This is a genomic window from Pseudoxanthomonas sacheonensis (genome assembly GCF_010093305.1).
Lineage (GTDB): Bacteria > Pseudomonadota > Gammaproteobacteria > Xanthomonadales > Xanthomonadaceae > Pseudoxanthomonas_A > Pseudoxanthomonas_A sacheonensis.
Genome location: NZ_PDWS01000021.1, coordinates 18,924 through 37,475, shown reverse-complemented (window position 1 = coordinate 37,475; position 18,552 = coordinate 18,924). Strand labels below are relative to the sequence as shown.

At 64.5% G+C, this 18,552-nt stretch carries 20 protein-coding genes; 7 read left to right on the top strand and 13 right to left on the bottom strand.

The window, feature by feature from the left end:
- Positions 1-76 precede the first annotated feature (76 nt).
- Positions 77-1,000 (top strand): peptidylprolyl isomerase, encoded by a 924-nt coding sequence (locus CSC73_RS15955; protein ID WP_163842291.1) that lies wholly within the window; start codon positions 77-79, stop codon positions 998-1,000.
- Between the two features lie 112 nt (positions 1,001-1,112).
- Here CSC73_RS15955 and CSC73_RS15950 read toward each other — a convergent pair whose 3' ends face one another.
- The gene (locus CSC73_RS15950) at positions 1,113-1,343 is read right to left on the bottom strand and encodes a cyclase (RefSeq protein ID WP_163842288.1); all 231 of its coding nucleotides are present in this window, start codon (positions 1,341-1,343) and stop codon (positions 1,113-1,115) included.
- On the bottom strand, positions 1,340-2,251 hold the full coding sequence (locus CSC73_RS15945) for a DMT family transporter (RefSeq protein ID WP_163842285.1): 912 nt from the start codon (positions 2,249-2,251) through the stop codon (positions 1,340-1,342). The genes CSC73_RS15950 and CSC73_RS15945 overlap by 4 nt, the downstream gene beginning before the upstream one ends.
- A gap of 113 nt (positions 2,252-2,364) precedes the next feature.
- On the opposite strand from CSC73_RS15945, the gene CSC73_RS15940 reads away from it, so the two are divergent.
- Entirely contained in the window at positions 2,365-3,291 is a 927-nt protein-coding gene (locus CSC73_RS15940) for a LysR substrate-binding domain-containing protein (RefSeq protein WP_163842282.1), read from the top strand.
- 60 nt (positions 3,292-3,351) lie between these two features.
- Here CSC73_RS15940 and CSC73_RS15935 read toward each other — a convergent pair whose 3' ends face one another.
- Together CSC73_RS15935 and CSC73_RS15930 are read right to left on the bottom strand one after the other, a co-directional pair.
- A complete protein-coding gene (locus CSC73_RS15935; protein ID WP_211840905.1) occupies positions 3,352-4,272 on the bottom strand; it encodes a DUF2785 domain-containing protein in 921 nt (306 codons plus the stop codon).
- Positions 4,269-4,619 carry a GFA family protein gene (locus tag CSC73_RS15930; protein ID WP_163842280.1) on the bottom strand — a complete coding sequence of 117 codons (351 nt, stop codon included), beginning with the start codon at positions 4,617-4,619 and terminating at the stop codon, positions 4,269-4,271. The genes CSC73_RS15935 and CSC73_RS15930 overlap by 4 nt, the downstream gene beginning before the upstream one ends.
- A gap of 123 nt (positions 4,620-4,742) precedes the next feature.
- Here CSC73_RS15930 and CSC73_RS15925 point away from each other — a divergent pair, with 123 nt between their 5' ends.
- The gene (locus CSC73_RS15925; protein WP_163842437.1) at positions 4,743-6,557 is read left to right on the top strand and encodes a DUF885 domain-containing protein; all 1,815 of its coding nucleotides are present in this window, start codon (positions 4,743-4,745) and stop codon (positions 6,555-6,557) included.
- 155 nt (positions 6,558-6,712) lie between these two features.
- Here CSC73_RS15925 and CSC73_RS15920 read toward each other — a convergent pair whose 3' ends face one another.
- The 3 genes from CSC73_RS15920 to CSC73_RS15910 all read right to left on the bottom strand — a co-directional run bounded on the left by CSC73_RS15920 (position 6,713) and on the right by CSC73_RS15910 (position 10,198).
- Complete coding sequence (locus CSC73_RS15920) at positions 6,713-8,554, bottom strand: ABC transporter ATP-binding protein (protein ID WP_281352964.1); 1,842 nt, start codon at positions 8,552-8,554, stop codon at positions 6,713-6,715.
- A gap of 103 nt (positions 8,555-8,657) precedes the next feature.
- Positions 8,658-9,137 (bottom strand): ribonuclease E activity regulator RraA, encoded by a 480-nt coding sequence (gene rraA, locus CSC73_RS15915; RefSeq protein ID WP_163842276.1) that lies wholly within the window; start codon positions 9,135-9,137, stop codon positions 8,658-8,660.
- A 29-nt stretch (positions 9,138-9,166) separates the two neighbouring features.
- Entirely contained in the window at positions 9,167-10,198 is a 1,032-nt protein-coding gene (locus CSC73_RS15910) for a lipid A deacylase LpxR family protein (protein WP_163842273.1), read from the bottom strand.
- A gap of 185 nt (positions 10,199-10,383) precedes the next feature.
- Here CSC73_RS15910 and CSC73_RS15905 point away from each other — a divergent pair, with 185 nt between their 5' ends.
- The 3 genes from CSC73_RS15905 (at position 10,384) to CSC73_RS15895 (ending at position 12,568) form a co-directional block, all read left to right on the top strand.
- Positions 10,384-11,193, top strand: a complete 810-nt coding sequence (locus CSC73_RS15905; RefSeq protein WP_163842270.1) for a helix-turn-helix domain-containing protein — start codon at positions 10,384-10,386, stop codon at positions 11,191-11,193.
- 74 nt (positions 11,194-11,267) lie between these two features.
- Positions 11,268-11,696 carry a VOC family protein gene (locus tag CSC73_RS15900; protein ID WP_163842267.1) on the top strand — a complete coding sequence of 143 codons (429 nt, stop codon included), beginning with the start codon at positions 11,268-11,270 and terminating at the stop codon, positions 11,694-11,696.
- Positions 11,693-12,568, top strand: a complete 876-nt coding sequence (locus CSC73_RS15895) for a DUF72 domain-containing protein (protein WP_163842265.1) — start codon at positions 11,693-11,695, stop codon at positions 12,566-12,568. Before CSC73_RS15900 ends, CSC73_RS15895 begins: the two co-directional genes overlap by 4 nt.
- Positions 12,569-12,874: 306 nt before the next feature.
- Here the strand turns inward: CSC73_RS15895 and CSC73_RS15890 are convergent, their stop codons facing one another.
- A complete protein-coding gene (locus CSC73_RS15890; protein WP_163842262.1) occupies positions 12,875-13,267 on the bottom strand; it encodes a TfoX/Sxy family protein in 393 nt (130 codons plus the stop codon).
- A gap of 57 nt (positions 13,268-13,324) precedes the next feature.
- On the opposite strand from CSC73_RS15890, the gene CSC73_RS15885 reads away from it, so the two are divergent.
- Positions 13,325-14,272: a DMT family transporter gene (locus CSC73_RS15885; protein ID WP_163842259.1), complete on the top strand. Its 948-nt coding sequence runs from the start codon at positions 13,325-13,327 to the stop codon at positions 14,270-14,272.
- A 7-nt stretch (positions 14,273-14,279) separates the two neighbouring features.
- Here CSC73_RS15885 and CSC73_RS15880 read toward each other — a convergent pair whose 3' ends face one another.
- The 5 genes from CSC73_RS15880 to CSC73_RS15860 form a co-directional block, all read right to left on the bottom strand.
- The gene (locus tag CSC73_RS15880; protein WP_163842255.1) at positions 14,280-15,002 is read right to left on the bottom strand and encodes a pseudouridine synthase; all 723 of its coding nucleotides are present in this window, start codon (positions 15,000-15,002) and stop codon (positions 14,280-14,282) included.
- 48 nt (positions 15,003-15,050) lie between these two features.
- Positions 15,051-15,365 carry a metalloregulator ArsR/SmtB family transcription factor gene (locus CSC73_RS15875; RefSeq protein ID WP_163842252.1) on the bottom strand — a complete coding sequence of 105 codons (315 nt, stop codon included), beginning with the start codon at positions 15,363-15,365 and terminating at the stop codon, positions 15,051-15,053.
- Positions 15,362-15,760: a hypothetical protein gene (locus tag CSC73_RS15870; RefSeq protein WP_163842250.1), complete on the bottom strand. Its 399-nt coding sequence runs from the start codon at positions 15,758-15,760 to the stop codon at positions 15,362-15,364. Before CSC73_RS15870 ends, CSC73_RS15875 begins: the two co-directional genes overlap by 4 nt.
- Positions 15,761-15,882: 122 nt before the next feature.
- Positions 15,883-16,299 (bottom strand): hypothetical protein, encoded by a 417-nt coding sequence (locus CSC73_RS15865; protein ID WP_211840904.1) that lies wholly within the window; start codon positions 16,297-16,299, stop codon positions 15,883-15,885.
- Positions 16,300-16,545: 246 nt separating this feature from the next.
- Positions 16,546-18,552 (bottom strand): DEAD/DEAH box helicase, encoded by a 2,007-nt coding sequence (locus CSC73_RS15860; protein WP_163842247.1) that lies wholly within the window; start codon positions 18,550-18,552, stop codon positions 16,546-16,548.

Below are 18,552 nucleotides of genomic sequence, written 5' to 3'. Positions count from 1 at the left end.
CCATTAGTCACCGGGCGCTTGGTCATGGGCTCCGAGTCCGGCGAGAATCGGGTTCACCTACCTTCCGGCTATCTCCATGACCCTGCGTCCTGCCCTGCTCGCCTGCGCCATCGCCCTGGTTTCTTCGCCGCTGGCTGCCGCCGAACAATCCAAAGCCGAGCCGCCCAAGTACAGGAGCGCGCAGGAAATCGTCGATGCCGCGCCTGCCGATGCCTGGCGTACCCTGGATCCGGCCAACACCCTGTATCTCGAACTGGAAACCGGCCGCGTGATCATCGAACTGGCGCCGCAGTTCGCGCCCGAGCATGTGGCCAACATCCGCACGCTGGCTCGCGAACATTTCTGGGACGGGCTGAGCATCTACCGCTCGCAGGACAACTTCGTGGTGCAGTTCGGCGATCCGGACGGAGACGACCCGGCCAAAGCGCGCCCGCTGGGAACGGCGAAGAAAAAGTTGCCGGCCGAATTCCATCGCGCCTCCGCGGGTCTGAAGTTCGACCGGCTGCCCGACCCCGACGGCTGGGCGCCGCAGGTCGGCTTCGTCGATGGCTTCCCGGTCGGACGCGACCCCAAGACCGGCCAGACCTGGCTGGCGCATTGCTATGGCACCCTGGGTGCAGGACGCAACAACGAAGCGGACAGCAGTATCGGCGCGGAACTCTACGTCGTGGACGGCCAGTCGCCGCGCCAGTTGGACGACAACATCACCGTGGTGGGCCGCGTAGTGCAGGGAATGGAGCTGCTGAGCGTCATTCCGCGCGGACCGGCGCCGATGGGTTTCTACGAGAAACCCGAACTGCGCACCACCATCAAGTCGATCAAGCTGGCCAGCGAGTTGCCGGAAGCCGAACGCATGCCGCTGCAGTTGCTGCGCACCGACAGCAAGACCTTCGTGGAAGCCACCGAAGCCCGCCGCAACCGGCGCGACGATTTCTACAAGCGTCCGGCCGGGCATATCGATCTGTGCAATGTGCCGTTGCCGGTGCGCGTCAAGAAATAGCCGCCAAGTGGGACAGCGCACATAAGCGCCTTCATCCCGGCGAATGCCGGGACCCAACTCGACGTTGTCGGATATTCGGGTCCCGGCATTCGCCGGGATGACGGTCCTTCAATTATCCGGTGCGCTTGTGCGCTTCCTCGATGATCCGCTTGTTGCGGATACGCACCGCGCCCACCATCAGCAGGCGCATGTCGTCGACGATGTAATCGGCCAGCTCGGCATCGGAAATATCGTCGCCGTCGATATCCAGCCGGAATTGCTGCCCCTGCAATCCGCCGCCATTGCTGAAATCGATCTCGAAATCGAACACCACCCGTTTCTGCGCCGTCGCGACAGCGCTCATTTCCTGGGCACCGCACGCTGGCTGACGGCTACGCTGCCCAGGATCAACAGACCGGCGGCGATCATCGTCGGCGTCACCGGTTCATCCAGGAACAGCCAGGCGAACGCGGCGCCGAACAGCGGCACCAGATAGGTCACCACCGCCGTGCGGGTGGGACCGATGCGCTGGATCAGGCGGTAATACATCAGGAAAGCCAAGCCGGTGCAGAGCACGCCCAGAGCGATCGCGCTGAACCAGGCCGCTGCTGAAACGGGTTCCGTCGGCCAGTGGGTGGCCGCGAACGGCGCCAGCAACAAGGCCGAGCAACCCAAGGTACTGCCCGCAGACGCCGCCGGCGGCAGGTGCGCCATGTGCCGGCGCACCAGATTCAAGCCCACGCCGTACAGCAGCGCCGCGCTGGCGCCGGCCACCACGGCCCAGCCCACGCTCAAGCCGGCCACCTTGCTGGTGGCCAGCAACACCACGCCGGCGAAACCCACCAGCAGCGCCAGCGCGCGGCGCATGCCGATCTTTTCGCCGAAGAACAGGAAAGCCACCAGGGCGGCGAACAGTACGGTCATCGCATTGCAGATGGCGCCGATCGCCGCTGGCGACCGCTGCGCGGCCCAGGCGAACAGCAAAAAGGGGATGGCCGAATTGATCAAGCCGATCAGCGCCAGCTTCGGCCAGATTCCACGACTGAAAGCGGCACGGTCGCGCCACAGGAAGGGCAGCATCACCAGCGCCCCCAGGGCCAGGCGGATATCCACCAGCGCGAACGCGCCGAACGGCTTGGCCGCCACCCGCATGAACAGGAACGAGCCGCCCCAGATGGCGCCCAGCAGCAGCAATTCCAGCGGGGTCCGCCAGTCGCGCGCGGCTGCTATGGGCTCCTGCACGACCGCTACCGCTGCATCATTCGCCGACATCGCACCACTCCCGCTTTGTGTCTGTTGGCTATTTTCCTTGAACCGCACAGGCCCACAAGCGCGTACTATCCGGGCCAGCCACAAATCTGGCTTGTGTCTCAGGAATAGCCCGCATGAACCTGCGCCCCGCCCTGCTGCCCGCCCTTGGCGTCTTCGCCGCCGCCGCGCGCCACCAGAATTTCGCCCATGCCGCCGAGGAGCTGCACCTGACCGCCAGCGCCGTCAGCCACCATGTGCGCAAGCTCGAAGCCAACCTCGGCGTGGTGCTGTTCCAGCGCAATGCCCGCGGGGTGACTTTGACCCCGGAAGGCCGCCAGCTGGCCGATGCCGCCACCGCAGCAATGACCGATATCGCTGCCGTCGCCGCCAACCTGCACCACAGCGGCAGCATCACCTCGCTACGTATTTCCACCCTGCATTCGCTGACTTATTGCTGGCTGCTGCCGCGCCTGCCGCGCTTCTGCGCCGCACACCCCAACATCCGCATCAATATCGACGCCAACATCGCCTTGACCCGTTTCGACGACGACGGTCCCGACCTGGCCATCCGCCACGGTGCCGGGCAATGGGCGGGCCTGACTTCGCACCACTTGATGGACGACGAACTATTCCCCGTGGCCTCGCCAGCGCTGGCGGATGTCGACAAGGTCAGCGAACCGCGCCAGATCGCCACACTACCGCTGGTGAGCGACATGGCCCTGCAAGGCTGGCGCGACTGGTTCCGTGCCGCTGGCGTGCGCGGACTCAACCTGCCGCCCATGCACATCTTCAGCGACAGCACCGACGCCATGCGCGCAGCGGTGTACGGCATCGGCGCGGCGTTGGCGCGCAAGCAGATCGTCATGCCCTACCTGCAACGCTACGAACTGATCCGCCTGCCCGGCCCGGCGCTGAAAGCGCGCTTCGCCTACTACGCGGTCTACCCCACCCACCGCCCACTCAATCCCGCCGCCGCGCTCTTCATCGATTGGATGAAACAGGAGGCGTTGGACGAACGCACGCCGATGCCCGCGATTCCTGCAGAGTTGCTGGGAAGATGATGCTGCAGGCAGCCCTTGTAGAGCCGAGCTTGCTCGGCTCTACAAGAAAAGCGCGGGTGATCAGGGAATGGTTTTAAGGGCCAGCACCACGGGCCCTTTGAGCGCCTTGATCGGCGCATCGGCCGACTGGTCGGCCTCCAGATACACGCTGGTCAGGAACGCGAGCAGATCGTGGCGCCGCGCCAGCCAGGCGGTGTCGGAATAGGCTTTTTCGCGTTCGCCGATGCGTGCCGGCAAGCCCAGGAACCAGGCCGACCAGTCGGCGTCGGCCAGCACGCCGCGCTTGGCGATGTAGAGCACCGGCCGTGCGAGCCGGCCCGGTTCGCCGAACACGTAGGCGTGCGCGCTTTCCGGCACGGCCTGGGTGGCGATCGCGGCCAGCATGCTTTCCAGTTGCGCGCGTTCCAATGCGGGGTTGAGCGCCAGTTGCATCAACCAGTCGCTGCCGTGCGCCACGCCATGGCGCCAGCCCTGCGCATTGTCGAATCCGCGATAGTCCTGCACCGAACGCAGATAGCCTACGGCCTGATCCACCATGGCCACGCGCTCGCCGGGCGTCATCCACGGGGCGATCCGGTCGGTGCGTGCGACTTCGGAGAGCACCAGCGCCGCGAAGGGCCGTGCGAAGCCTTCCGTATCGGGGGCCTGCAACATCGCGTAAAGGTCGTCGCGCAATCGCGCGCGGGTGCCGGCTTCCAGCGCATTGCCGCGCAGCCATGCGGTGAGCGCCTCGTAGGCGATGCCGTCGCGCAGCGCCGGGTCCGGACTGGACAGGCAGCCGAGCAACCTTATCGCAAGCGTGTTGCGCGTGGCCGCGTCCTCGACCTTGAAATCCTGCTGCTTCAACAGCTGCAGCGAACCGGCATCGGTGCCCTCAGGCGGACAGGCGTCCTCGGCCCAGGCCGACAACGGCAACAGCAATGCGAAACCGAGCAGCGCGCGCGGCAGCCGCCGGCCCTGATCGACGCGCCCGGTACTCACAGGCTGGCGCCATCGAATTCGTTCACCTTGAGCGTCTTGAGGTCCACATCCGGCAGGCAGCGCACATTGACCGCGAGCATCTTCGCGCCGGTCTTGGGATTGTCGGCTTCACCGAACAGGGCAACGCCGCAGGCCGCGCAGAAGCGATGCTGGATGTGGTGCTTGTTGAAGGTATAGGTGGACAGATCGGATTCGGGCGTCTTCAGCGTCAGCGCCTCGCGCGGGCCGAACCACAGCAATCCGCCGCGGCGCCGGCATAGGGAGCAGTTGCAGTCGGTGACTTCGTGGATGTCGCCTTCGACCTCGAAGGCGACTTTGCCGCAATGGCAGCTTCCGGAGTGTTTCATGGGCGTCTTCCCCTCGCTGGTGTGGAGGCGAGCATAAGCCATGGGCACATGCATTGGCTGGCGGGATTGCCTATGCTTTTGGTCTTCGTGCGATGCCGCACTGCAACGGGAACCATAGGAATGATGCGCCACAGCCTGCTCGCCCTCGCCCTGCTCTCCTCCCTCGCCGCCTGCCAGAAAGCCGAAGCGCCCGCCGCCGCCCCGGCAGCGACCGGAACGGCCACCGTCGCGGCCGACACCGCCGAAGCCGATGCGAAGTTCGCCGACCTGTCCAAGCGTGCGCTGGATGGCTGGTTCCAGCTGTCGCCGGTTTCCGCTACCCAGATCGGCGAACACAAATACGACAGCGAGCTGGACGATCTGAGCGCCGCCGGCCGCCAGAAGAGCCTGGACTTCGGCAAGAAGATCCTGGCCGAACTGGATGCGCTGGACGCCAGCAAGCTCTCGCGCGAAAACCAGGTCGACGCCGCGATCCTGCGCAACCAGTTGCAGTACGACATCTGGGGCACCGAGACCCTGCAGAGCTGGGCCTGGGATCCGCAGGTGTACAGCGGCCTGACCGGCGGCGCCGTCTACAACCTGATGGCGCGCGAGTTCGCTCCGTTGCCCGACCGCATCCGTTCGGCCACGGCCCGCATGGAGAAGATCCCGGCCCTGCTGGCGCAGGCGCGCGAGAACCTGGATCCGGCGCGCGTTCCGAAGATCCATGCCGAAACCGTGGCCAAGCAGAACAAGGGCGTACTGAGCATCGTTGGGACGTTCATCACTCCGCACCTGAAGGAACTGCCCGAAGCCGATCGCGTGCGTGCCGAGAAGGCCACCGCCACTCTCGAAAAGGCCATCGCCGAACATCAGCAATGGCTGGACAAGACCCTGGTGCCGAACGCCAAGGGCGATTTCCGCATCGGCGCCAAGCTGTACGACCAGAAGTTGCAGTTCGCGCTGCTGTCCTCGCTGTCGCGCGCCGATATCAAGCAGCGCGCCGAAGGCGAACTCAAGCGCGTACGCGAAGAGATGTACGGCATCGCCCGCACCGTGTTGAAGGACAAGGCCGGCGCGCCGGAGATGCCGGATGCGCCCAGCGACGATCAGCAGCAGAAGGCGATCGAGACGGCGCTGGAACTGGCCTACGCCGACAAGCCTGCACGCGACAAGGTGGTGGAAGCCGCTGAGGCCGCGCTGAAATCGGCCACCGACTTCGTCCGCGAGAAGGATCTGGTCACCCTGCCCGATGCCCCGGTCAAGATCATCCTGATGCCGGAATTCCAGCGCGGCGTGTCCGTGGCTTACTGCGACTCTCCCGGTCCGTTGGACAAAGGCCTGGATACCTTTTATGCGGTATCGCCTATTCCCGACGAATGGGACGCCAAGCAGGTCGATTCGTTCCTGCGCGAATACAACAACCGCATGATCCACCTGCTCAGCATCCACGAAGGCACGCCAGGCCACTACCTGGAAGGCTGGCATTCGGCCAAGTTCCCCTCGACCCTGCGCGGCGTGCTGCGTTCGGGCATGTTCGCCGAGGGCTGGGCGGTGTACACCGAGAAGATGATGACCGACGCCGGTTACATGGATAACGATCCGCTGTTCCACCTGGTGCAGCTGAAGTTCTACCTGCGCGCGATCTCCAACGCGATCCTGGACCAGGGCGTGCATGTGGATAACTGGACCAAGGAACAGGCCATGGACCTGATGGTGCGCCAGACCTTCCAGCAGGAGCGCGAGGCCGATGGGAAGTGGAAACGCGTGCAGCTGACCTCGGCACAATTGCCCACTTACTTCGTCGGCGTACAGGAGCACTTCGACACGCGCAAGGCCATGGAAGCCAAGCTGGGCGACAAGTTCAACCTGAAGGCCTACAACGACCAGATCCTGTCGTATGGCGCGCCGCCGGTGCGCTTCGCGCGCGAGCTGATGCTGGATCAGCCCATCCAGTAACCAGTCCGGACCGTAGGAGCGGGCCCTGCCCGCGACGCTTTTCGCCTTGTAGAGCCGAGCTTGCTCGGCTGCTTCTGATCCTGGATTGTGAGGAGCAGCCGAGCAAGCTCGGCTCTACAAACACAGGTCAAGAGCGTCGCGGGCAGGGCCCGCTCCTACAAAGGGTCGTCGGCCGCTACAAAACCGCCGGTCTGCCGCTGCCACAGCCGCGCATACAACCCTTCGCGCGCTATCAACTCGGCGTGCGTGCCGGTTTCCACCACTTCGCCACGATCCATCACCACCAGCCGGTCCATGCGCGCGATGGTGGACAGGCGGTGGGCGATGGCGATCACCGTCTTGCCTTCCATCAGCGTATCCAGGCTGTCCTGGATGGCCGCTTCCACTTCCGAATCCAGCGCGGAAGTCGCCTCGTCCAGCACCAGTATCGGCGCGTCCTTCAGCAGCACGCGCGCGATGGCGATGCGCTGGCGCTGGCCGCCGGAAAGCTTCACTCCGCGCTCGCCCACCTGCGCGTCGTAGCCGCGGCGTCCTTCCCCATCCACCAGATCGGCGATGAAGCCATCGGCGCGCGCGCTGCGCACCGCGGCGATCATCTCTTCCTCGCTCGCGCCGGGGCGTCCGTACAGCAGATTCTCGCGGATGGAACGATGCAGCAGCGAAGTGTCCTGCGTTACCACGCCGATCTGCCCGCGCAGGCTTTCCTGGCTGACCGTGGCGATGTCCTGCCCATCGATGAGGATGCGCCCAGACTCCAGGTCGTACAGGCGCAGCAGCACGTTCACCAGGGTCGATTTTCCCGCGCCCGAGGGACCGACCAAGCCGATCTTCTCGCTCGGCCGTACGTGCAGGTTAAGGCCGGCGATCACGCCGCCCCGCTTGCCGTAATGGAAGTGGATGTCCTGGAATTCCACCTCGCCGCGCGTGATCGCCAGCTTGCCCGCCTCGGGCGAGTCCATGACCGCATTGGGCTTGGCCACGGTCTCCATGCCGTCCTGCACCGTGCCGATGTCCTCGAAGATGCCGTTCACCACCCACATGATCCAGCCGGACATGTTCTCGATGCGGATCACCAGACCGGTGGAAAGCGCGATGTCGCCCACCGTGATCAGACCCTTCTGCCACAACCACAGCCCCAGGCCAGCAGTGATGACCACCAGCAGTCCGTTGAGCACTGTCAACGTCACGTCCATGCCGGTGGTCATGCGGGTCATGGTGCGCACCTTGGCCACGTTTTCCTGCACGGCCTCGGCCACGTAGGCGTCTTCCTGGCGCGTGTGCGCGAACAGTTTCAGCGTGGAGATGTTCGTGTAGCCGTCGACGATGCGGCCCATCAGCTGCGAGCGCGCTTCCGAGGCCTTCCACGAACGCTCCTTCACCCGCGGCACGAAGAACGCCAGCGCGCCGATATACAGGAACACCCAGACGATCAGCGGCAAGGTCAACCGCCAGTCCGCCTGCGCGAACAGGACCAGCGCGCTGCCGGTGTAGACGCTGACGTACCACAGCGCATCGACGATCTGCACCGCCGATTCGCGCAGCGATGCGCCCGTCTGCATGATGCGGTTGGCGATGCGGCCGGCGTAGTCGTTCTGGAAAAACGAAAGGCTTTGCCGCACCACGTACTGGTGCTGCTGCCAGCGGATGCGCGCGGTCAGGCCCGGCGTGACCGCCTGGTGCATCAGCAGATCGCTCAAGCCGATCAGCACGGGCCGGGCGATCAGCGCGACGAACGCCATGAACAGCAGCTCGCGCCCGTGGCGCGCGAAGAAATCGGGCGCGGGCACGTCCTTGGTCAGATCCACCAGCCGGCCGAGGAAATCGAACAGCGCCACTTCCACCAGCGCCACCACGAAGCCCAGCGCGCACATCACCCCCAGCACCGGCCACGCCTGGCGCAGGTAATGCGCGTAGAAGCGCCACACCCCGCGCGGCGGCATGCGCAGGTCCGGTTTCCCGAACACATCGATCAGCGATTCGAACCAGCGGAAGATCATGCGCGCATTATCACGTAGGAGCTGCGTAAGCTGCGACCCATGGACCGCCAGGCTTGCAAAAGCATGCGCAATACCGAATATCCGGCCGCAGCTTACGCAGCTCCTACGAGAGCAAATCCCTTTCCGCCACGATCACGCCGTTGCCATCGGCGTACAACCATCGCCCCGGCAAGAACGCGATGCCGGCGAAGGCCACCGCCACATCCACCTCGCCTGCCCCCAGCTTCTCGGTCTTGACCGGACAGGCGGCCAGCGCCTTCACGCCCAGCGGCAGTTTCGCCAGCGCCTCCACGTCGCGCACGCAGCCGTTGATGAGCAAACCGCTCCAGCCGTTGGCCACGGCCCTTTCCGCCAGCATGTCGCCCAGCAGCGAGCGCCGCAGCGAACCGCCGCCCTGCACCACCAGCACCTTGCCGCGCCCATCGGTGGCGACCAGGTCGCGCACCCGCGAGTTGTCCTCGAAGCAATCGATGGTGACGATGCGTCCGCAGAATGCCCGGTTGCCGCCGTAGTCGCGGAAGGCAGGATCGGCGACAGCGACGTCGGGATGGTCGTCGCACAGATCGGGCGTAGTCCAGTTCATGACGGCTCCGGAAGCGGGTTCAACGCATTCTAGAACGCCCGGCTGATGGTGAAACTGCCGAATACCGGCGCCTCCACCTGTCCCTCGAATTCGCGGCTGCGGTTGTAGCGGGCCAGCGCGAACTTCCATCGTCCCTTGGTGAGGGCGAAGCCGTAACCCACCTCGCCCACCAGCGCCTTCTTGTCCACGCTGTGGCTGTGCTTGAACGTGTTGCCGTCCAAAGTGATGTCGCGCAGTACCCAGCGCGCATCGAAGGTCAGGAACATGTGGATGCCGAACGGACCGCCGACCTGCCGGCTGGGCGTAGGCGCGGTGTTTTCGCCGGCCGGACGCAGCGGCGTGCTGCCGAAATCGTCGGGCAGGTGGCGTCCGAAGCGCAGCTCCGCGCCCGCGTTGGCGTAGGTGGCCAGATTGCCCAGACTGCCGCCATAGTGGGTGATGGCGTCCCAGCCCCAGATGCCGTTGTCGGGCGAGAAACGGCGCATGCGCTCGTGCACCAGGCGGACCACCGGCTCATCGCGGAGCTGATTGTCCCAACCTTCGAAGCGCGGATCGCCGAGGATGCGGTGTACTTCGTTCTGCACCTGTTCGCCCAGTGCGGAAGGGCCCACGATGCCGAACTGCAGCTGGGTGGTGCGCAGATGGTCGCCATTGCGGGCGTTGTAGCCCAGGCCGATCAGAAAGGCCGCGGCATAGGGCCGGTCCTCCACGATCAGGTCGCTGCGGGTGTAATCGGTCGGGGTGAAAATGCCGTGAGCGAAGGTGACCACCATGTTCTGCTGCTCGAAACCTTCCGGCGTCAGCGCATCCAGGTGGCGATTCACCCAACGCGCCAGACGCGGCAGGCAGGGGTCGTCGGTGTAGTCGACCAGATTGGGCGATACCAGGGTCAGTTGCACGCCATTGCTGTAGCCCTGGTCCTGCTTGCCGAACAGGTCGTTGTCGATACGGAAATTGACCGTGGGCGGCAAGTCGGTGCGTTTCTCGCATGTCTCTGCGTCGGCGGCCAGCGCGTTGCCGCAGGCGAGCGCGGCCAGGAACAGCCATCCTGTTCTCAGCATCGTATTTTCCGTGGGTTTTGTGGGGGGTGCGGCCTAGATGTAGATGCGCGCGGCTAAAAACAATGTGAAGGGCTCCGCTTTTTTCCCGATCCCGCATGCGGGATCGCAAGCTCTGCGACGCGGATCACTCAGGATGGCGACGGCCGGTGTCCTGGACTATCCTGCCGAAACCAAGGGGGAAACCCGTGCAATTCCTGTCGCTGGTCCCGCAAGCGCCGCTCAACCTCCTGGTCGAAACGATCTGGGACTGGGAAGCTGCGTTCCAATCGCATCGCCTGGAACGGGTACTGCCGGTCGCCAACGCCGGGCTCATCATCAACCTGGCCGAGGACCAGACCCGCGTCTACGACGAACTGTGCCGTTGCACCCGCTTCAGCGGATCGACGCTCGACGGTCCCCGCACCCGCAGCAGCATCATCGACAGCGAAGAGCAAGTGGCGGTCATGGGCGTGGTGTTCCGCCCCGGCGGCGCGGCGATGTTCTTCCGCGAAAGGATGGACCGGCTGGCCAACGACAGCGTCGATCTGCAGGACCTCGCCGGCAACGACGTCCCACTGCTACGCGAGCGGTTGCTGGAAGCCGATGGCCCGCACAACCGATTGGCGTTGCTCGTGCGATGGCTGGAGAAACGCTCGGCGCCGGCCGCACCGAACCATCCCATTCTGCATGTGCTGGCCGTTCTGGATTCGGACCCGCGCATCGGCGCGTTGACCGCCGCCGCGCGCAGCCTCGGCTGGTCGCCGCGCCAACTGGGAGAACGCTTCCGCCAGCAGGTCGGCATCACTCCCAAGCGCTATCTGCGCCTCAGGCGTTTCCATCAAGTCGTCGCGGCGACCGAAAACCGCGAACGCATCGACTGGGCCGGCCTGTCGCTGGATTGCGGCTATCACGACCAAGCCCATATGGGCCACGAATTCCGCGAATTCTCGGGGCTCAGCCCTGCCGCCTATAGCCGCCAGCGCGGCCCGTGGAGCAACCATATCGCTTTGCCATGACCGCGGAAATCTACAAGACCCGCGCCGCCGGATGACCCCAGCATGCCCGCACACCAGAACCAGGAAGAAATCCGATGCCACTCGCCGCCGATACCACCAGCACCATCATCCCTTGCCTGCGCTACCGCGATGCGCATGCCGCCATCGACTGGCTGTGCAAGGCCTTCGGCTTCAGTAAGAACGCGGTCTACGCCGACGGCGACACCGTGCATCATGCGCAGCTGACCTTCGGCAACGGCATGATCATGCTGGGGTCGGCCGACAACGTCAGCGAATGGGGAAAGCAGATCGTGCAGCCGCAAGACATCGGCCTGCGCGAAACCCAGAGCCCTTGCGTGATCGTTACCGACGCCGATGCGCACTACGCGCAGGCCAAGGCTGCTGGCGCAGCCATCGTCATGGAGATCGCCGACCAGGCTTACGGCGGACGCGGTTATTCTTGCCGCGACCCGGAAGGACATCTCTGGTGGTTCGGCAGTTACGATCCCTGGAAGGCAGAATGAGCCCAAGCAAAGACAAACCCACGGCCGATCTTTTTTCTTCCCCGCCGCCGATGCCGTCGCGCATCCGCGTCGGCATCGGCGGCTGGACTTACGCGCCGTGGCGCGGCGGCATGTTCTATCCGGCGGGACTGGTGCAGCGGCGCGAGCTGGAATACGCCAGCAGGCAGCTGAATTCCATCGAGGTCAACGGCACCTATTACGGCGTCCAAAAGCCTGTCACCTACGCCAAATGGCGCGATGAAACGCCGGAGGGTTTCGTTTTCTCCGCCAAAGCGCCGCAGCGGATCATGGAATCGAAGGCGCTGTCCAAGACCGGCCATCAGATCGAGGATTTCATAGGCGGGATCGTCGAACTCGGCGACAAGCTGGGGCCGCTGGTCTGGCAGTTCGACAAGGGCAAACGCATCGATGCCGAAGAGTTCAAGGCCTTCGTCGGATTGCTGCCTGCCGAATATTCCGGGCGCAAACTTCGGCATGTGCTGGATGTGCGCGATCCGGCGTTCGTGGACAAGGATTATCTGGCGCTGGCGCGCGGACACGGCCTGGCGACGGTATTCACCGACTCGGAAGAGCACCCTTCCTTCGCCGATCTTACCGCCGATTTCGTCTATGCCCGGCTGATGCGTTCGCAAGCCGGAATCGTGACCGGCTATCCGGGCGCCGCGCTCGACCAATGGGCCGAACGCGCCATGCGCTGGTCGCAAGGCGACGACCCGACGGATCTTCCGCATATGGAAACCGCCGTCGCGGCGAAGCGCCCGCGCGAGGTCTTCCTCTATTTCATCAGCAGCGCCAAGGAGCGGAATCCCGCCGCCGCGATGGCTTTGCTCGAACGCCTGGGCGCAATCGCCATTGGCGGCAACGGAAATTAAGAACCTCCGGACAAATCCTGCCCTGTCATCTCGAGCGTAGCGAGGGATCTGTTTCCCCCTGCAGAACAGCAGATCCCTCGCTACGTTCGGGACGGCATTCGCCTCGTTCGGATTTTCCTTAATCCGTTCGTGGTGAGCCTGTCGAACCACGCCCTTTGCCACAAGCCTGCGCTTGCGATACGTCGCTTTATTGCGAAAATCGTGGTTCGACAGGCTCACCACGAACGGAGTCTGGTATTTCTTGGAGTTTTCGTGGGCCTGGTTGAACTTCTTCCGGGACCCGACAAAAAAGAAAAAACGAGTTAGCTATTTACTTGGCTTCTTTTCAGTCCCCTTCTCAACTTTCTTCTTGGCCTTCTTCACAGGATTCTTTTCGGAATTCTTCCGCACCGCCGCCTCATAAGCCAGCTTCGCCCAGGGGCGCATCGCCTGCGCAGACTCCATCGCCTCGGCGGGCGGCAGCCAGTAGCTCATCGTCACCGGCTTGCCCTTGCCCCGATACACGAAAGGATGCCCGCCCGCTTGCTCGAAGGCGCCCACGGTGGCTGCATCGGTCTTGAGAAAAAGCTCCTCGCCGATCACCAGCCCGATGATCAGCCCATCGTGGTACAGACCCTGTCCGCCGAACATCTTGCGCAGCACTACAGGTCCCAATTCGGAAAACAGGTCCCGCAGGTAGCTGGTGAAGGACTCGCTCATGGCCGCATCCGTGAAATCGTATCGCCAGCGCACGCCGGCATCGGCGACAATAGTCGCATGCCTCTATCGCCTGTCGCCAAAGCCCAGCTGCAAATCCACTTCTGCGTGCTGCTATGGGGCTTCACCGCCATCCTGGGAAAGCTGATCACCCTGCCCGCGTTGCCGCTGGTGTGGTGGCGGATGCTGGTGGTGGTGGTCGCGCTGGCCGTGTTGCCGACGGTATGGCGCGGACTCCGGGCCATGCCGCTGCGCACTCTGCTGGCGTATTCCGGCATCGGCGCGTTGGTGGCGCTGCACTGGCTGACCTTCTACGGCGCCGTGAAGCTGGCCAATGCTTCGGTGGCAGCGACCTGCATCGCCCTGGCGCCCGCCTTCACCTCGGTGATCGAGCCCTGGCTGACACGCAGGCCGTTTTCCGTGCGGGAACTCGCCTTCGGCCTGGCCGTGTTGCCCGGCGTGGCGCTGGTGGTCGGCGGCGTACCCGATGGCATGCGCATGGGCATCGCCGTGGGAGCGTTGTCCGCATTGCTGGTCGCGGTCTTCGGTTCGCTCAACAAGCACATGGTCGACGGAGGCGATCCTTTGACCGTCACCGGCGTGGAGCTGGGCGCGGGCACGCTGCTGCTGACCTTGCTGGCGCCGCTGATGCCCATGCTGTTTCCCGCCTTCGCCGGCGACCTGCTGGTGATTCCCAGCCTGCACGACAGCCTGTTGCTGCTGACGCTGTCGCTGGTCTGCACGCTGCTGCCCTTCGCCCTGTCGCTGGTCGCTCTGCGCCATCTGAGCGCGTACGCCGTGCAGCTGGTCACCAACCTGGAGCCGGTCTACGCCATCCTCCTGGCCATCGTGCTGCTGGGCGAACAGCGCGAACTCACGCCGCTGTTCTATCTGGGCGTGGCGATCATCCTGGCGGCCGTGTTCCTGCATCCGCTGCTGGACCGCAACAAGCGCGTCCGGCATCCCGAGGTGATCGGCATCTCCGAGGCCAAAGGCATCGTCGAATGAACGCCGCTCACCACTCGGTGCGCTGAGGCAGCAGTCCCCGCAATTCCATCTCGGTGAGATTGCGCCACTGGCCGGGCTTCAACGCGCCCAGTTTGAGGTTGTCGATGCGCACCCGGCGCAATTGCTTGACCCGGTAGTCGAACGCCGCCGACATCAGGCGGATCTGCCGGTTCAGGCCCTGGGTCAGCACGATGCGGAAACCGAACTTGGCCAGCTTGGCGGTCTTGCACGGCAGCGTGGTCTGGTTGTGCACGCGCACGCCGCGGGCCATGCCGCGCAGGAATTCGTCGGTGACCGGCTTGTTCACCGCCACGTGGTATTCCTTCTCGTGCCTGTTCTCGGCGCGCAGGATCTCGTTGACGATGTCGCCGTTGCTGGTCAGCAGGATCAGGCCTTCGGAGTCCTTGTCCAGGCGGCCGATCGGAAAGATGCGTTCCTGGTGGTCGATGAAATCGATGATGTTGCCTTCCACCGCCTGCTCGGTGGTGCACGTGACGCCCACCGGCTTGTTCAACATGATGTACACATGCTTGCGGCCGCCGGCCTTTTTCTGGCGCGCGCGCAGTTCCTGTCCGTCCACCTTGACCTCGTCGCCCTCACCCACCACCGCGCCCATGCCCGCGGGCATGCCGTTGACGGTGACGCGGCGGTCCGCGATCAAGCGATCCGCTTCGCGGCGCGAGCAGAAGCCGGTCTCGGCGATGTGTTTGTTGAGGCGGGTGGTGGTCATGGCGGCATTATCCGGGATAAATCCCGGAGCGCGGCGGGCGAAGGGCGGTCAGGACGCCGCTTTCTTCGCTTTCTTGCTTTCGCGCTTGATCGGGCCGGCCACCGGGCAGATCTCGAAGGCGAACTGGGTGAGCGTGTTGACCAGGCTGTCGGGAATCAGCTTGTAGATCACGAACTGGCCACGTCGCTCTCCGGCGATCAGGCCCGCGTTCTCCAGCACCGCCAGATGACGCGAGATGGCGGGCGCACTCATGTCGAAGCGCGCGGCGATGTCGCCCGCGGGCAATTCCTGCTCGGAGAGATAGGCCAGTATCTGGCGCCTCGGCATGGACGCCAGGGCTTCGAAGATCTTGTCGGTGCTCATTTCACTTGTAGTTTTCGATCATGCCGGACCGGTCCAAACGCCTTGCAGGAATATACCCATGCGTACCAGAACGCCAGCGCGCTGATTACGCCAAATGCGCCCCATATTGCCATGAACCCGACAGTTCGAAGCCATTCGTCCGACTGGGGCCAACCCGCCTCCAGATAGAGCAGCAAACCGCCCAGCGGTACAAGCGCGCCCGCGAAACCGGCAAGCGTCATTGAGAATGGACTGGCGCGACCGGTGCGCCTGAGCAAAGCGAATGCCGGCAAGCCGATCACCAAGACATGCAACAACGAAACCGTCGCGACCGGGATGAGTATTCCCGCATCGCTAATCGCCCGTTCCAATCCGCTGACTGCCAATGCGATGGCGGACAAGAGGATCGGCACCATGAGAACCGCAGCCGCAGTCGCCGCCAGGAGCGGCCTTATGCCGAATTCCGGGGAAAGTGCGTACTCCTGGCCGGTCGAGACCGGCACAGGAGCCAACCGTGTCGAGGTACACATCTTCCCGCTCAACGATACGAACGCGGAATCGGCGGAATGCCCAGCGGAGCCTCGGCCTGCGCAGCGCGGTTGTCGGCTGCCCACGCGGCGACCGTGCGGCCATAACGCGCGATCATCATCATGTTGAAGAAGTGCATCGCACCCAGCACCAGCACCGACAAACCCACCTTGCTGCCGACGTAGGGAATCATCGACACCACGGCTTTCTGCGCATCCCAGCCGTCCAGGCGCAGGGCGATGAAACCTATGTTGATGAGATAGAACCCCACCACCAGCAGATGGTTGGTCGATTTGGCCAGCACTTCGTTCTGCCCGAAGCACATCACCAGGAAGACTTCTCCGTTCTTGGACAGCGTGCGCGCTACCCAGATCGTCATGGCGATGGAAATGCCCAGGTACAGCAGATAGCTCAGTTGCAACGTCATGGCCCTACTCCTTCAGTCAAGATAAGTAATATGCTTATTTAACTAATATCTTAAATAAAGAAAGCAAACGGTCAAGCCTTGATCGGCTTGATCCGACGAACGGTAAAAATCGTGCTTCGGCCAAAACCCCGGGGAGGTCCGAGCAACCTTCGTCCTGTCATCCTGAGCGTGCTGCAAAACAGCAGATCCCTCTATGCTCGGGATGACATTCGAATTGTTCGGGAGGCCCCCTCGACCGCAAGCCGATCAGGCGCGCGGCTTGGGCGGCCCTTTGCGATGCAGCTTGCCCGGCGGGCCCGGTTTGAAGCCGGAAGGCTTGCCGGTGCGCGCCGCCGCGGGCTTGAACTTGCGCGGCGCGGCATCGCCGCCGGTATCGCCCTCGCCCACCTTGTGGATACGGAGCTGCTGGCCGGACACCCATACCTTCTTCAGGTGCATCAGCAGTTCCTTGGGCATGCCTTCGGGCAGATCCAGCACGGTGTAGTCGTCCTGGATATCGATGCGGCCGATGTACTTGCTGTCCAGGCCGGCCTCGTTGGCGATGGCACCGACGATGTTGGCCGGCTTCACGCCATGCGCGTGGCCTACTTCGATGCGGAACGATTCCATGCCCACATCGGGCTTCTCGCGCGGCGCGCCCTTGTCGATGCGCGGGCGTTCGGCGACCGGCTTGTCGAAGCTGGGACGTTCGATGCGCGAAGTCTCGCGCGCCGGCTTGTCGAAGCTGCGCGGTGCAGGACGCTCGAATGGAGCGGACTCCTCGCGGCGGGGAGTGGAACGCTCCTCGCGCGCAGGCCGCTCTCCGTAAGCCGGGCGTTCGCCATGCGCAGGACGTTCGCTGCGTTGCGGACGCGCGGGACGTTCGCTGCGTTCATGGCGCTCGTAGGCTTGCGCCGCCGGCGCGGGCGTGCGGTCCGGGCGCAGCAGCAGCGGCGTCTCGCCCTGCAGCAGGCGCGCCAGCGCGGCGGCGATGTCCACCATGGGCACGTTGTTTTCCTGTTCGTAGCGCTCCACCAGCGAACGGTATTCGCCCGGTTCGCCGGTCGCCAACGTGTCGGTGATGCGGCCCAGGAAGCGCTCCACGCGGCGGTCGTTCACCGCTTCCACGCTGGGCAGCTTCATCTCGTCGATAGGCTGGCGGGTGGCGCGTTCGATCGAACGCAGCATGCCCTTCTCGCGCGGGGTGACGAACAGGATCGCATCGCCGCTGCGCCCAGCGCGGCCGGTGCGGCCGATGCGGTGCACATAGCTTTCGGTGTCGTAGGGAATGTCGTAGTTCAGCACATGGCTGATGCGCTCCACGTCCAGGCCGCGCGCGGCCACGTCGGTGGCCACCAGGATGTCCAGCTTGCCGTCCTTGAGCTGCTGGATGGTGCGCTCGCGCTGCTGCTGCTGGATGTCGCCGTTGATCGCGGCGGCGGCCAGTCCTCGCGCCTGCAGCTTCTGCGCCAGTTCCTCGGTGCCGGCCTTGGTGCGGGCGAATACGATCATGGCTTCGTAGGGCTCGGCTTCCAGGATCCGGGTCAACGCATCCAGCTTGTGCATGCCGCTGACGAACCAGTAGCGCTGCCGGATATTGGTCGCGGTGGTGGTCTTGGAAGTGATGGTGACTTCCTGCGGCGCGTGCAGGTAGGTCTGGGCGATACGACGGATGACCTGCGGCATGGTCGCCGAGAACAGCGCGACCTGGCGCGTGGGCGGGGTCTTCTTCAGTACCGCTTCTACGTCGTCGATGAAGCCCATGCGCAGCATTTCATCGGCTTCGTCCAACACCAGCGTGGTCAGCTCGGACAGGTCCAGCGTGCCGCGGTCCAGATGGTCGATGACCCGGCCCGGCGTTCCCACCACCACATGCACGCCGCGCTTCAATGCGGTCAGCTGCGGCGCATAGCCTTGCCCGCCGTAGATCGGCAGCACCACGAAACCGGGAATCTTGCGGGCGTAGCGCTGGAAGGCCTCGGCCACCTGGATGGCCAGTTCGCGGGTCGGCGCCAACACCAGGGCCTGCGGCTTCTTCTGGTCCAGCTTGAGGCGCGACAGGATCGGCAGCGCGAAGGCAGCGGTCTTGCCGGTGCCGGTCTGGGCCTGGCCCAGCACGTCCTTGCCTTGCAGCAGCGCCGGGATGGTGGCCGCCTGAATGGGCGAAGGGGACTCGTAGCCCACCTCGGTGACCGAAGCCATGACGGGCTCGGAAAGACCAAGATCGGCGAAAAGAAGGGGGGGGGTGGACTCGTTGGGCGACTCGTTGGACAT

Excerpts from the sequence above, each read along its gene's own strand:
- CSC73_RS15930 (WP_163842280.1), bottom strand. The coding sequence starts at position 4,619 with ATGAAACACTCCGGAAGCTGCCATTGCGGCAAAGTCGCCTTCGAGGTC.
- CSC73_RS15865 (WP_211840904.1), bottom strand. The coding sequence starts at position 16,299 with ATGACGTTGCAACTGAGCTATCTGCTGTACCTGGGCATTTCCATCGCC.
- CSC73_RS15895 (WP_163842265.1), top strand. The coding sequence starts at position 11,693 with ATGAGCCCAAGCAAAGACAAACCCACGGCCGATCTTTTTTCTTCCCCG.
- CSC73_RS15910 (WP_163842273.1), bottom strand. The coding sequence starts at position 10,198 with ATGCTGAGAACAGGATGGCTGTTCCTGGCCGCGCTCGCCTGCGGCAAC.
- CSC73_RS15920 (WP_281352964.1), bottom strand. The coding sequence starts at position 8,554 with ATGATCTTCCGCTGGTTCGAATCGCTGATCGATGTGTTCGGGAAACCG.
- CSC73_RS15890 (WP_163842262.1), bottom strand. The coding sequence starts at position 13,267 with ATGAGCGAGTCCTTCACCAGCTACCTGCGGGACCTGTTTTCCGAATTG.
- CSC73_RS15955 (WP_163842291.1), top strand. The coding sequence starts at position 77 with ATGACCCTGCGTCCTGCCCTGCTCGCCTGCGCCATCGCCCTGGTTTCT.
- CSC73_RS15860 (WP_163842247.1), bottom strand. The coding sequence starts at position 18,552 with ATGTCCAACGAGTCGCCCAACGAGTCCACCCCCCCCCTTCTTTTCGCC.
- CSC73_RS15950 (WP_163842288.1), bottom strand. The coding sequence starts at position 1,343 with ATGAGCGCTGTCGCGACGGCGCAGAAACGGGTGGTGTTCGATTTCGAG.
- CSC73_RS15880 (WP_163842255.1), bottom strand. The coding sequence starts at position 15,002 with ATGACCACCACCCGCCTCAACAAACACATCGCCGAGACCGGCTTCTGC.
- rraA (WP_163842276.1), bottom strand. The coding sequence starts at position 9,137 with ATGAACTGGACTACGCCCGATCTGTGCGACGACCATCCCGACGTCGCT.
- CSC73_RS15875 (WP_163842252.1), bottom strand. The coding sequence starts at position 15,365 with ATGAGCACCGACAAGATCTTCGAAGCCCTGGCGTCCATGCCGAGGCGC.
- CSC73_RS15900 (WP_163842267.1), top strand. The coding sequence starts at position 11,268 with ATGCCACTCGCCGCCGATACCACCAGCACCATCATCCCTTGCCTGCGC.
- CSC73_RS15885 (WP_163842259.1), top strand. The coding sequence starts at position 13,325 with ATGCCTCTATCGCCTGTCGCCAAAGCCCAGCTGCAAATCCACTTCTGC.
- CSC73_RS15925 (WP_163842437.1), top strand. The coding sequence starts at position 4,743 with ATGCGCCACAGCCTGCTCGCCCTCGCCCTGCTCTCCTCCCTCGCCGCC.
- CSC73_RS15940 (WP_163842282.1), top strand. The coding sequence starts at position 2,365 with ATGAACCTGCGCCCCGCCCTGCTGCCCGCCCTTGGCGTCTTCGCCGCC.
- CSC73_RS15945 (WP_163842285.1), bottom strand. The coding sequence starts at position 2,251 with ATGTCGGCGAATGATGCAGCGGTAGCGGTCGTGCAGGAGCCCATAGCA.
- CSC73_RS15870 (WP_163842250.1), bottom strand. The coding sequence starts at position 15,760 with ATGGTGCCGATCCTCTTGTCCGCCATCGCATTGGCAGTCAGCGGATTG.